Consider the following 12198-nt stretch of genomic DNA (forward strand, 5'->3'; position numbering starts at 1 on the left):
TCTAAAATATAATAGTAAATACAATAGCTTTAAGAGTAGTCTTTTTTTAGAGTCGCATATTAAATAGCTTTTTAAATGTATTTAAAAAAAACGTTTATGTGGTACATTTTGCCTCCTGTCATCTCGAGCATTTCAACTTTGCTTAATACAGGCTCTATCGAGACGTTATTACATCAAAATACTATCATTGATGTATTGTTTAATGTGTTAATCATAAGTAAAATTTGATATAAAATGCGTAGTAGTCTCAAGTGAAATTTGAAAAAACGTGTGTTTTATTCGGAAATTAACACAAAAATAACGTTTGTCAGAATCTTCTTCGGAATATGATAAAATTTGAAATAGAAGCATAATTGTGAAATATAATATTTTATATGTTTGGCTGTGTTGTTTACGATTATTTAACATTTTAATGATGTAAATAACATGTTGTAATCGAATTGATTAAATAATTACATTTTTAACACTATGATTTAATTGACTATTTGCTAAGACATTTATTTCGATTAAATTAAAAACTCAGCTTATCATGAAAACTATTTTAAAATCAATAATTTTTTGCGCCATCATGGGCTTAACTTTTATCTCTTGCGAAGAGAAAGAAGATCAAACTACTACTAATGAAGATCAAAATATAATTGCTTTTGAACTTGAAGATGAAAATCTTATCGGAGCCGCTGCTGTAACACCATTTAATACAGGGTATTATGGGGCATACAATACTTACAAAATGCCACAAGGGCAAGAATTTATCGAATGGTCGGTAACAAATCTAAAATGGTTTTTTGGTGTAAATCCAACCGTTTATAATTGGCGAGGAGCAAACACTAACAATATGTATGCATATTCTAATCCAATGCGAGTATTTATAGGAGAAACCTGGTGGAACAGTATGCTTAATAACTACGATGCTTATACTGCAAAATCAATAATTGCACATGAGTTTGGTCATATTTTGCAATTCAGTAATAATTGGTACTGGGCAAGCGGTAAGAATAAAGAAATAGGAGCAGATTTTTTTGCAGGATACTGGCTAGCTAGTGATGTAGGGCAGGCAATTACCTGGTCGCAAGCTTCTAATGCATTTACAAATTTTTATAATATAGGTAGCCCTGCAGGCGGTTCTCATGGATCAAAAACAGAAAGACAAGCTGCCGCGAAATTAGGATTCTATACAGGATATTATGCTAATTCTAAAGGATTTTTAGGATGGGATAAAGTGTATAATCTTTTATCAAGATATTGGTATCTTATAGGGCAAGGAAATTATTATTATGATATTAGCGGGTACAAGACTCAACATCCAGAATTATATGAGGGATTATCAAAACAAGAAGAAGATTTTATGAATCATCTAATGTCTCATTTTAATGAAATCCAAAAGATTGCTAAAGGAGAGGGAACTAGCAAAGAATATAAAAAGTTCGTAGAAACAACTAAATAATATTGATAAACCTTACATGTCGTCTTAGAGGCCTGTGAGGTTTTATATGAAATTACTAAAAGTTACTTCTGATTAAAATCCTTGCATTACATATGCAAGGATTATTCATTTTATACCATGTAAAAACGTAATTATCCTTATCATGTATAGAATCCCTTACGTTTTACGAATCTATCTGACACTATAAATACAAAACAGGATATAGGATATCGCGTATTATTGATTAAAAATAGATTGATGCTCCAGGTAGGTTAGGGCATTGGTACCTTCGTTAAATATCAAATCCAAAATAGAAAGGTTAGGAATAAAACCATGTTTATCTTCAAAAACCTGAATGTATGGCTGAAGAGCGTCTGATTTTTCTTTTTTTGCATTCACCAGACCTCGCAAATCAGTAGTTTCTTTGGGGGTTTTATCATATGTTGTGGTTTTAGAAAAAGAAATATCTAATTGGAGGCAATCTAATACAACCTGTATACACTCATAATTAAAATCCAGAAGAAATTCTCTGGGTTTTTCAAATAAATGAACAAATTCATCTTCATAATACTCGAAAAACGGTGAAGTTCTGTAAGCGGTTTCAAGAGATTTCCAATGTAGTGTTTGCCACTGAAAATCGTTCTCTATGCGAACATCTCTATATAATTTCCTTTCTTGCTTTTGACTATGTTTAATAGGAATAGATAATAAAAGCTTACCATTTGCTCCATAGACATAAGTACGATTACGATAGGTTTGTTTTTGATAATTATCTTCATTTTCAAAAACAACAGTATCAGATTGGGCTATAGCTACATATTGTAATATAGATCCAAAATACGTAGGATGGAGTAGAGATGCTTTCAATTTTATACTACTGAGTGTTAAGCTCCTTTTTTCCTCTTGCGGTATTGGTTATAGATAATCCAGCCAGCTAAAACAATAAGGAAATATTTAAAATAGGACACTGGTTTTCCACTTCCTCCAACAGTAGTGAACATACGTTCCCATCGTATTTTATTAAAAAGTCCTTTAGCATTAGAATCCCAGCTAAACCATACAAAAACAGGCTTTCCTACAACATGATTGGCAGGAACATAGCCCCATACACGGCTATCCTCACTATTATGACGATTGTCTCCCATCATCCAGTAATAATCTTGTTTAAAAGTATAGCTATCTATAGGTTGTCCATTAAGGAGTACTTGCGTACCATTTACAGATAGTTTATTGTCAATTCCCATTTCAGAACCTTCATAGACTTCTATAATTCTTCTGTAAAGAGAAAAACTTTTGAGATCCATTTTCACAGTTTTACCAGCTTCAGGAATATAAATTGCGCCAAAATTATCCGAATTCCAGTTCACCTTACCATTATTAGGAAAGATTTTAGGATCTTTTATAGTAGACACATTTCGCTGTATACTTGCTACGTTTTGATGATTTTTAAATCGAGAAGCAGCTTCCTCGGTCATTCCTGCAGCACTAAATTGTGAATTGTTATATCCAAACTCGTTCTGCTTTATTTTATAGCGGTTGTATAAATTTTGAAGGTTGAAACTACTACCTTTTGTAGTTCCAGAATATGAAAACTGTAATTGTGCTCGTTCTGGTAATTTAGTTTGTTTTCCGTTAATATGAACAAAACCATCTACTACAGCCAAAGAATCTCCGGGAATACCTACACAACGTTTTACATAATTAGATTTTTTATCTATAGGCTTATAATGATATTTTCCATCGCTATATTGCTGAAAAGCATTTACAGTATCTATTGGCCAGCTAAACACTACAATATCATTACGTTTGATTTTTTGAAAACCAGGTAGTCTAAAATATGGGTATTGCGGTTTGTTAGTATATGATTTGGTTCGTACCAAAGGGATTGTATCATGAACCATAGGAAAAGATACTGCTGTCATAGGAGTACGAGCGCCATAATGAAACTTACTTACAAATAAGAAATCTCCTACCAATAATGTTCTTTCTAAAGAACCAGTAGGAATGGTATAGGGTTGCATAAAATAAGTATGTACTATAGTTGCGGCAACAATAGCAAATAGAATCGAACTAACCCATTCTCCTGTAGCAGTTCTTGGTTTTAGATCCCGATCTTCAATATAGGTTACATCGAGCATGTAGTTTACATAAAAGATATAAAATCCAAGAGTAACGATAACCAGGATAGTATCTGTTGTAGAGTTTTTACCAAAACTTCGTATCGTTTCTACCCAAATAACAGGTAGCATAATAACATTAATTACAGGGATAAATAATAGTATCACCCACCACCATGGGCGATTTATAATTTTCATTAAAATTACAGCATTATATACGGGGATGAGAGCTTCCCATGCTTTTCTACCCGCTTTAACATATAATTTCCAGGTTCCCAGAAAATGAATAACCTGTAGTATCAGAAAAAAAATAAACCACTCTGTAAGTATCATCTTTAAATATATTTTTAATATAAGTACCTTTTCTTAGTAAAGCGTTACACTTTTTTATAAGCCTAACACATCTTTCATACCATAAACTCCGGTTTTGTCTTTTAACCATTCGGCTGCTACAACTGCACCCAACGCAAAACCATTACGATTATGTGCTGTATGTTTAATTTCTATATCATCAACAAGAGAAGAGTATGTTATAGTATGGGTACCAGGAACCTTATCAATTCTTTTTGCAACAATTGGGATGGTGTTTTCATCACCTTGATCCAGTTGCCATGCTTTTTTATCAGTATTTTGAATAACTCCTTCAGCGAGTGTTATCGCAGTACCACTTGGAGCGTCCAGTTTTTCGGTATGATGAATCTCTTCCATAGCTATAGTATATCCTTCTAAAGGATTCATCATCTTGGCAAGTTTTTTATTAAGCTCAAAAAATAAATTTACGCCCAAACTATAATTCGAAGCATAAATAAAACTTCCCTTTTTTTCGTTACATAACTTAAGAATATTATCATAATGATCTAACCACCCTGTTGTTCCGGAGACTACAGGAACATTTGCATTAAAACAATTGGTAATATTATTTACTGCTGCGCCAGGAATACTAAAATCTATAGCAACATCTGCTTCAGAAAGATCATATGTGGTATCATCTTTATCTACTTTAAGTACTATGGTATGGCCTCTTTCTATTGCAATCTTTTCTATGGTTTTACCCATTTTCCCATATCCTAGTAGTGCGATTTTCATGTTTTGGTTGATATTAATTCACTAAGCTCTTAAGGATTAGTACTTCTTAAAAACTATAGTTGAGTGATACACCATAATTTGGTCTGGTATCAAACTCGTTAAAATTTATTTTAGGTTTAAACGAGAGATCTTCGGTTACATTATATTGTAGTAAGTGAGCCGTAACATTTGCATCTACAATATTTAGAAGATAAACTCCTACCGTTATTAATAGTGATAGCTCTTTATCCCGACGAAAGCGTTCTTGTAATGATATTAATTGATCATTTGTGATATTTGGAAACTCATCATCTGTAAAACCTGCCAATCTACGTTTGTATATATCTCGAAAACGATTATACTTATTGTTATTATCTATATAAAAATAAATACCTGTCCCTAAGGCTGCATATACGATAGGGATTTTCCAATATTTTTTGGTGTATGCCTGCCCCAATCCTGGTAGAACTGCAGAATAAAATGCCGCCCTGGCTGGAGCCAGAGGCTCATAAGGACGTACTTTCCTTTCCTTTTTTTTCTTTTTTACAGGAACTTCTTCTGTAATAACTTTTAATTCTTCATTTTCTTGAGAAAGAATATTTTGAATAGAAAGTAGTACAAAAAAAATAATATAAAAGAATTTAACCTTCACTATCTATAAGTTTCTTTAAGCGTTTAAAATCTTCTTCAGAAGAAAATGGTATAATAAGTTTTCCACTTCCTTTACCAGAAACTTTTATATCAATTTTTGCGCCAAAATAATCTGAGAATTCTTTAAGTCCTTTGGCGATGTGTTTTGGTAATTGATTATTAGTAGAAGAAGCCTTGGTATTTGGAGTATCTCCTGTTTTATCATTAAGAGATCTAACTATTTTTTCGGTATCACGAACAGATAATGATTTTCCTATAATAGTTTCATATATATCCAGTTGTTGTTGCTGATCTTCAATATTTATCAAAGCACGACCATGTCCCATAGATATAAAACCATCACGCATACCTGTTTGTACAATAGGATCTAGTTTTAGTAATCTTAGATAATTAGCAATAGTAGATCTTTTTTTTCCTACTCTGTCACTTAATTGCTCTTGCGTTAAACTAATCTCATCGATAAGACGCTGATAGGATAAGGCAATTTCAATAGGGTCTAAATCCTGTCGTTGAATATTCTCTACCAATGCCATTGTTAATGACTCCTGGTCATTGGCAATACGAATATATGCAGGTATTTTCTTTAATCCAGCTAATTTTGAAGCTCGAAAACGACGTTCTCCACTTACTAACTGATAATTGTCAAAATCTAATTTACGAACTGTGATTGGCTGTATAACGCCAACTTCTTTTATCGAGGTTGCAAGTTCTCGTAATGTTTCATCATTAAAACTAGTACGAGGCTGAAATGGATTTACATCTATACTATCCAGATCCAATTCTATAATATTACCAACTACTTTATCGGCATTTTTGTCCTCTACTGATTGTATATCATTATCAGGATCTTTTAATAGTGCCGATAATCCTCTTCCTAATGCCTGTTTTTTGGTTGCCTTCGCCATGAATCCTTAACTATTTTTCTTAATAATTTCGTGTGCCAAACTTAAGTAATTACTGGCACCTTTACTAGAAGCATCATAATTAATTATGCTTTCACCGTAACTTGGCGCCTCACTTAAACGGATATTTCTCTGAATGATAGTTTTAAACACCATTTCATTAAAGTGTTTTTGAACTTCTTCTACCACTTGATTAGATAATCTTAATCTAGAATCATACATCGTTAACAATAACCCTTCGATATCCAAATTTTTATTATGGATTTTTTGTACGCTTTTTACTGTATTTAAAAGTTTTCCGAGCCCTTCTAATGCAAAATACTCACATTGAATAGGAATCATTACCGAATCAGCAGCAGTTAACGCATTTAGAGTTAACAAGCCGAGAGAAGGTGCACAATCAATAAGGATATAGTCATATTTTGACTTTAACCCTTCAATTGCTTTTTTCATCATATACTCACGTTGATCTTTATCAACAAGCTCTATTTCTATTGCAACCAAGTCGATATGTGCTGGGATAATATGCACATTAGGAGAATTGGTTTCTAAAATAGCATCTTCAGGATTTATAGTATGCTCCAGAATTTGATACGTCCCTTTTTCAATACTTTCAACATCTAGTCCTAGTCCAGAAGTCGCATTGGCCTGTGGATCTGCATCGATCAGGAGTACTTTTTTCTCTAAAACACCTAGAGAAGCCGCTAAGTTTACAGAGGTGGTTGTTTTACCTACACCACCTTTTTGATTTGCAATTGCTATTATTTTACCCATAAGGGGAGATTTGGATTTATAGCGATAAAAATACAATTTATTATATATTATAAAAATGAAAAATGTTAACAGTAGGAAATAAAAAAGACCATCCCCCTTTAAGGATGGTCTAACGTACTTCTATTATTGTTAATAAATACTTATTTATTTTTTTTTGCTCTAATCATTGCTTCTAGTTGATCCCACATTTCTTCAGGGATTTGTTCAAGAAGATTAAATTGCCCAGCTCCTTTTAGCCATTCACCACCATCTAGTGTAACGACTTCACCATTAACATAGGCAGAAAAGTCTGATACCAGATAAGCTGCAAGATTGGCAAGTTCCTGGTGATCTCCTACACGAGCCAAAGGTACCTGTTTTGCCATATCAATTTTGTCTTTTAAATCTCCTGGTAAAAGGCGATCCCATGCTCCTTTTGTAGGAAAAGGACCCGGAGCGATCGCATTAAAACGCATCCCGTATTTTGCCCATTCTACAGCTAATGATCTGGTCATTGCTAAAACTCCTGCTTTTGCCGTAGCACTAGGTACCACATATGCAGAACCTGTCCAGGCATATGTCGTTACGATATTTAAAACAACGGTATTTTTGTACTTGTTTTCAATCCAGTGTTTTCCGAAAGCAAGTGTACAGTTTTTAGTCCCTTTTAATACAATATCAATAATGATATCAAAAGCACGATGTGATAAACGCTCTGTAGGAGAAATAAAATTCCCAGCAGCATTATTAAGTAACACATCTACCGAACCAAAAGCTTCAAGAACCTGATCTCTCATTGCCTCTACTTGATCGTATTCTCTAACATCACATTGCACCGGTAGACAGGTACCACCTGTTTCTGATTCTAATTCTTTGGCTGTGTTTTGCAATTTTTCTAAATTACGTGAAGTAATGGCTACATTGGCTCCAAGTTCTAGGAAATATCTCGTCATAGATTTCCCTAATCCACTACCTCCGCCGGTAACAACAATATTTTTTCCTTTTAGCGCTCCATCACGAAGCATTTTATCTTTATAATTCATAATATGTATCAGTATTCTGCTAAGATAACAAGTTATAGTTATAAACTATGCATGCATAGTTTATTTTTGTTTTCTTTTTAATGTTTAGCTAAAATACTATTAATTATGATCTTAAACTATTGTTAATTGCTTGTTATAAATATTGATGTGGTATTGTTTTTGAAGTTTTTTTGACACACTATGAACACTAATTTGTTAAAACATTCAACAAATGCGGTCAAAAAATACTAGTATTAGATTAACAGTTTTACTTTTTTTAGTTGCCGGAAATTTTATTTTTGGTCAATCTTCATCTTTAAGGAAGATTTCTGGTTATGTAACACATAATAAAATTCCTTTGCAAAATGTTCATGTTTCTGTGAAAGATGGGAGTCGAAAATCTGTTACGGATGAAAAAGGGTATTATTTCATTGAAGCTTCCAAAAGAGAGATTATTCAGTTTTCATTTGTGGGAATGATACAAATAGAAATAGTAGTAGAAGATGTTACTAAGTTTCTAAATGTTAAGATGGTTAAAGAGGTTAATTCACTCAGTGAGGTTTTGGTTAAGGGGAATAAAAAAGAAAAGCCTTCTGAAAAAGAAAAGCCTTCGAAAGTATCAAAAATTTCAACTGTTAATGGAGATATTGATGTAAGGAACACACCTTATAATATTAATATTATAAAAGGGGAAGATCTCTGGTTTGGTGCTACAGATCTTATTGAGGCAATGCGTGGTAGAGTGATTTTTTATGGTGAGGGATGGGATGGGATAGAAATGAATAAGAGAGTTAGGTTAAGACCTAGAACTATAAATAGCCAAAATTATGCAATATGGGATATCGATGGTTTTGTTACAGAAGATCTTATTTATGTTGATGTTGCCGATGTGGATTATATAGCTGTAATAAAGTCATCAGCTGCTACTGTTAAGTATGGAATGAGGGGTTCAGGAGGTGTGATTGTTGTAAGGACAAAAAGTACAACGAGAAAAAAAAGATGGAAAAAAGAATTAAAGGAGGCGAAGAAATCTTTATATGAATATGATGCAATGGCTTATAAACGTAGATTCTTCGATACAGAATATATGAAAAAGCTAGATGTTGTACCGGACAATGAGTTGTACGATCTCTACAAAGGTTTATTATCGAAACATAAAAATTCACCAGATTTTTATCTTGATGTTTCTGATTTTTTCAGAATTAAAAAAGGAAAAAAGAAACTTTCTTTAAAAGTTTTGGACGACATGGAGAAGGTCTTTGATAAAAATCCAGAGACTCTTAAAGCTTTGGCATATACCTATCAGGAATTGGGAGAAAAATCAAAAGCAGTAAATATTTATGACAAAATTATTCATCTAAGACCATCTTATACACAGTCTTTCAGAGATCTTGCCAACGCTTATGTAGAAAATAAACAGTATAGAAAGGGATGGGATATGTATATTAGATATTTGAAAAGAGGTCATAAACTTGAAAATAAAGGTATAGAACAAATTGTTTACAGTGAAATGCACTCTTTATATTCGAAGAAAAAAGAAATTGCTGAAATAAAAGAAGCATTTATCCCAAAAGATAATGAAGATACATCTGAAAGTGACCTTCGTATTGTTCTTGAATGGAACACTTCTGAGGCCGAATTCAATTTAGAATTTGTGGATCCAAGATTAATGACTTCTGTTTATGAAAATTCTTTAGAAAAAAATAGTAGCCGTATTACAGATCAAAAGTCAAAAGGATATTCATCTGAAGAATTTTTTGTTTATGATACGAGTGGAGGCGACTGGCTTATTAATATTACTTATTTAGGGAATAAAAAATATACTCCTACATATTTAAAAGCTACAGTATACAGAAATTGGGGTCGAAAAAATCAAACCAAAGAAATTAGAGTATTTAAACTTACCCAACTCAACTATAAAATACAACTTTTTAATTTTAAACCGAATTTATGACCACTATTTTTGTGATTAAAATTGATGAGTAGTTTGATTACATATTAATAATATTTTTAATCAATAAATATTGTATAAAGATTAAAGAGCCGAGATAAAAGAATCTTGGTTTTGCAGCAAAGCGGTCTTATTTCTGATACCTCGATGGCTCTGAGGTAGTTCATTTTTTCTAAAAAGTAGATATCAAAATCTCTAAGATGGTGATTGCTGCATCACTTATTTTTGTTCCGGGTCCAAAGATGGCAACTGCTCCAGCTTCAAAGAGAACATCATAATCATCGGGTGGTATTACACCACCAACAATAACCATTATATCTTCTCTTCCATATTTTTTAAGCTCTTCTACGATTTGAGGAACCAGAGTTTTGTGCCCTCCTGCAAGTGAAGATACTCCTACAATATGTACATCATTTTCTACAGCTTGTTTTGCGGCTTCAATCGGGGTTTGAAATAGCGGACCAATATCAACATCAAAACCTACATCAGCATAACTGGTTGCAACTACTTTTGCGCCACGATCATGCCCATCTTGCCCCATTTTGGCAATCATAATCCTTGGTCTTCTACCTTCTAATTTTGCATATTGATTTGCTAATTCTCTTGCTTTATTAAAAGAAGCATCATCTTTTATTTCTTTTGCATACACTCCTGTAAATGATTTGATTTCTGCTTTGTATCTTCCGAATTCTTTTTCTAAGGCATCACTGATTTCTCCTAAAGTAGCTCTCAGTCTTGCTGCTTCTATGGCTAAAGCTAACAAATTTTGATGCTCATTAGTTGCTGCTACGGTTAAATTTTTTAGCGCATCTTGTACAGCCTGCTCATCTCTCGAAGCTTTTACTTTGTTAAGCCCTTCTATTTGCTGGGTTCTCACAGCTTGATTATCTACTTTTAAAGTACTAATAGCCTCTTCTTCTTCTAATTTAAATTTATTAACTCCTATGATTACATCTTGCTCACTATCGATTCTGGCTTGTTTACGTGCGGCAGCTTCTTCTATTCTCATCTTAGGAATTCCTGCTTCAATAGCCTTGGTCATTCCTCCCAGTTCTTCTACTTCTTCAATAAGTTTCCAAGCTTTTTCAGCAATATCATTGGTTAGAGATTCTACATAATAACTTCCTGCCCATGGATCTACAGTGCGGGTGATTTGAGTTTCTTCTTGTAGGTATATTTGTGTATTTCTAGCAATTCTCGCAGAAAAGTCTGTAGGTAATGCAATGGCTTCATCGAGCGCATTGGTGTGTAAACTTTGTGTTCCACCAAAGGCAGCAGCACTTGCTTCTATGCATGTACGAGCCACATTATTAAATGGATCTTGAGCGGTAAGACTCCATCCACTGGTTTGACAATGCGTACGGAGCATTAAAGATTTTGGATTTTTTGGATTAAACTGTTGGATCAATTTGGCCCATAGCATGCGTGCAGCACGCATTTTAGCAATTTCCATAAAATGATTCATGCCAATTGCCCAAAAGAAAGAAAGACGCGGTGCAAATGAATCGACATCCATACCAGCTTCGATTCCTTTTCTAATATACTCTAATCCATCTGCTAATGTGTAAGCCAATTCTATATCACAGGTAGCACCTGCTTCCTGCATGTGGTATCCAGAGATACTTATAGGATTAAATTTTGGCATATTCTTAGAACAGTATTTAAAAATATCACCAATAATTCGCATAGATGGAGTAGGAGGGTATACATAAGTATTACGTACCATGAACTCTTTTAAGATATCATTTTGGATGGTCCCTGAGAGTAAATTTTTATCAACACCTTGTTCTTCTGCAGCTACAATATAAAATGCCATAATAGGCAAAACAGCTCCATTCATAGTCATAGAAACAGACATTTTATCGAGTGGAATTTGATCAAATAAAACTTTCATGTCTTCTACTGTATCGATTGCTACTCCTGCCATACCTACATCACCAAAAACACGTTCATGATCACTGTCATATCCACGGTGTGTAGCCAGATCAAAAGCTACAGATAGTCCTTTTTGCCCTGCTGCAAGGTTTCTGCGATAAAAAGCATTACTTTCTTCTGCCGTAGAAAACCCTGCATATTGTCGTATTGTCCAAGGCCTACGAACATACATTGTTGAGTATGGGCCCCTTAAATAGGGAGGAATCCCGGCAGAAAAATCAAGATGATCCAGATCTTTAATATCTTCTTTTTCGTAAAAAGATTTTATATCAACTCCTTCTGAAGTAGTAAATGTAGAAATTTGCTGCTGTCTATTAGGGATAGCTTCTTTTGGTAATTGGATATGCTGTACGTCTTTTCTATTCATTACTCAAAGCCT

10 protein-coding genes are annotated in these 12198 nt (G+C 33.5%); 2 read left to right on the top strand and 8 right to left on the bottom strand.

The features are described 5' to 3' along the window. Positions 1-529: 529 nt before the first annotated feature. The gene (locus DK441_RS18805) at positions 530-1444 is read left to right on the top strand and encodes a hypothetical protein (RefSeq protein ID WP_160112176.1); all 915 of its coding nucleotides are present in this window, start codon (positions 530-532) and stop codon (positions 1442-1444) included. Positions 1445-1660: 216 nt separating this feature from the next. Here the strand turns inward: DK441_RS18805 and DK441_RS18810 are convergent, their stop codons facing one another. From DK441_RS18810 to DK441_RS18840, 7 genes are all read right to left on the bottom strand, one after another. After that, a complete protein-coding gene (locus DK441_RS18810) occupies positions 1661-2290 on the bottom strand; it encodes a WbqC family protein (RefSeq protein ID WP_109852051.1) in 630 nt (209 codons plus the stop codon). Positions 2291-2307: 17 nt separating this feature from the next. After that, positions 2308-3873, bottom strand: a complete 1566-nt coding sequence (gene lepB / locus DK441_RS18815) for a signal peptidase I (protein ID WP_109852052.1) — start codon at positions 3871-3873, stop codon at positions 2308-2310. A gap of 54 nt (positions 3874-3927) precedes the next feature. Continuing rightward, a complete protein-coding gene (gene dapB, locus DK441_RS18820) occupies positions 3928-4626 on the bottom strand; it encodes a 4-hydroxy-tetrahydrodipicolinate reductase (protein WP_109852053.1) in 699 nt (232 codons plus the stop codon). Positions 4627-4672: 46 nt separating this feature from the next. Continuing rightward, positions 4673-5257 carry a DUF5683 domain-containing protein gene (locus DK441_RS18825; protein WP_235015789.1) on the bottom strand — a complete coding sequence of 195 codons (585 nt, stop codon included), beginning with the start codon at positions 5255-5257 and terminating at the stop codon, positions 4673-4675. Beyond that, positions 5247-6161 carry a ParB/RepB/Spo0J family partition protein gene (locus DK441_RS18830; RefSeq protein WP_109852054.1) on the bottom strand — a complete coding sequence of 305 codons (915 nt, stop codon included), beginning with the start codon at positions 6159-6161 and terminating at the stop codon, positions 5247-5249. Before DK441_RS18830 ends, DK441_RS18825 begins: the two co-directional genes overlap by 11 nt. 6 nt (positions 6162-6167) lie before the next feature. Further along, a complete protein-coding gene (locus tag DK441_RS18835) occupies positions 6168-6932 on the bottom strand; it encodes a ParA family protein (RefSeq protein ID WP_109852055.1) in 765 nt (254 codons plus the stop codon). Between the two features lie 140 nt (positions 6933-7072). Beyond that, on the bottom strand, positions 7073-7954 hold the full coding sequence (locus DK441_RS18840) for an SDR family oxidoreductase (protein ID WP_025666302.1): 882 nt from the start codon (positions 7952-7954) through the stop codon (positions 7073-7075). 211 nt (positions 7955-8165) lie between these two features. On the opposite strand from DK441_RS18840, the gene DK441_RS18845 reads away from it, so the two are divergent. Further along, positions 8166-9887 (top strand): carboxypeptidase-like regulatory domain-containing protein, encoded by a 1722-nt coding sequence (locus tag DK441_RS18845; RefSeq protein ID WP_109852056.1) that lies wholly within the window; start codon positions 8166-8168, stop codon positions 9885-9887. Between the two features lie 169 nt (positions 9888-10056). On the opposite strand, the gene scpA is transcribed toward DK441_RS18845, so the two are convergent. Continuing rightward, positions 10057-12186, bottom strand: coding sequence for a methylmalonyl-CoA mutase (gene scpA / locus DK441_RS18850; RefSeq protein ID WP_109852057.1), 2130 nt, complete (start codon positions 12184-12186; stop codon positions 10057-10059). Positions 12187-12198 lie beyond the last annotated feature (12 nt).

The sequence above is a fragment of the Aquimarina sp. AU58 genome, assembly GCF_900312745.1.
Classification (GTDB): Bacteria; Bacteroidota; Bacteroidia; order Flavobacteriales; family Flavobacteriaceae; genus Aquimarina; species Aquimarina spinulae.

Excerpts from the sequence above, each read along its gene's own strand:
- scpA (WP_109852057.1), bottom strand. The coding sequence starts at position 12,186 with ATGAATAGAAAAGACGTACAGCATATCCAATTACCAAAAGAAGCTATC.
- dapB (WP_109852053.1), bottom strand. The coding sequence starts at position 4,626 with ATGAAAATCGCACTACTAGGATATGGGAAAATGGGTAAAACCATAGAA.
- DK441_RS18845 (WP_109852056.1), top strand. The coding sequence starts at position 8,166 with ATGCGGTCAAAAAATACTAGTATTAGATTAACAGTTTTACTTTTTTTA.
- DK441_RS18805 (WP_160112176.1), top strand. The coding sequence starts at position 530 with ATGAAAACTATTTTAAAATCAATAATTTTTTGCGCCATCATGGGCTTA.
- DK441_RS18830 (WP_109852054.1), bottom strand. The coding sequence starts at position 6,161 with ATGGCGAAGGCAACCAAAAAACAGGCATTAGGAAGAGGATTATCGGCA.
- DK441_RS18835 (WP_109852055.1), bottom strand. The coding sequence starts at position 6,932 with ATGGGTAAAATAATAGCAATTGCAAATCAAAAAGGTGGTGTAGGTAAA.
- lepB (WP_109852052.1), bottom strand. The coding sequence starts at position 3,873 with ATGATACTTACAGAGTGGTTTATTTTTTTTCTGATACTACAGGTTATT.
- DK441_RS18840 (WP_025666302.1), bottom strand. The coding sequence starts at position 7,954 with ATGAATTATAAAGATAAAATGCTTCGTGATGGAGCGCTAAAAGGAAAA.